Below are 854 nucleotides of genomic sequence, written 5' to 3'. Positions count from 1 at the left end.
GCGCGAGCGCCGGCAGGACGGGGTCGCCGGCCGGCTTCGTCCAGGCCTCGAGCCGCTGGTCGAGCAGCGAGGTGTGCACGCGCGCCGCGACCACGTCCTCGTCGCCCAGGATCGCCCGCAGCAGCGCCGTGTTGGTGGCGACGCCGTGGACCCGGGCCCGGCGCAGCGCACCGTCGAGCATCCGCAGCGCGGACGCCCGGTCCGGTCCGTGGGCGATCACCTTGGCCAGCATCGCGTCGTAGTGGACGCCGACCTCGCTGCCGGCCTCGACGCCGGAGTCGACCCGGAGCCCGTGACCGGCGGGGTTCGCGAACGCGACGCCCTCGACGTCGAAGGCGCGCAGCGTGCCGGTCTGCGGACGCCAGTCGTCGGCCGGGTCCTCGGCGTACAGCCGCACCTCGACGGCGTGCCCCGACGGCGCCGGTGGCTCGCCGTCGAGCGGACGTCCCTCGGCCACCGCGAGCTGCAGCGCGACCAGGTCCAGCCCCGTCACCGCCTCGGTCACCGGGTGCTCGACCTGCAGGCGCGTGTTCATCTCCAGGAAGAAGACGCGGTCGCCCTCGACGAGGAGCTCGACCGTGCCGGCGCCGACGTAGCCGGTCGCACCGGCCGCCTTGCGGGCCGCGTCGTGCAGCGTGGCCCGCGCGGCGTCGGAGAGCGCGGGCGCGGGCGCCTCCTCGACGAGCTTCTGGTGGCGGCGCTGCACCGAGCAGTCGCGGTCGCCGACCACCCAGCAGGTGCCGTGCGCGTCGGCCATGACCTGCACCTCGACGTGGCGCGCGGTGGCCAGGTACGGCTCGACGAAGACCGTCGCGTCGCCGAACGCCGACGCCGCCTCGGCGCCCGCCGGGCGA

General features: G+C 76.3%; 1 protein-coding gene. It reads right to left on the bottom strand.

The features are described 5' to 3' along the window. Positions 1-854, bottom strand: an 854-nt coding sequence (locus AC2W7G_RS17425) for an ATP-binding protein (protein ID WP_485869546.1), incomplete at both ends; no start/stop codon positions are given.

It is taken from the genome of Aeromicrobium sp. PFPM2_SD2 (assembly GCF_057364525.1).
The sequence above is the reverse complement of the archived record's forward strand: the minus strand, read 5'-3'. Positions and strand labels throughout refer to the sequence as shown.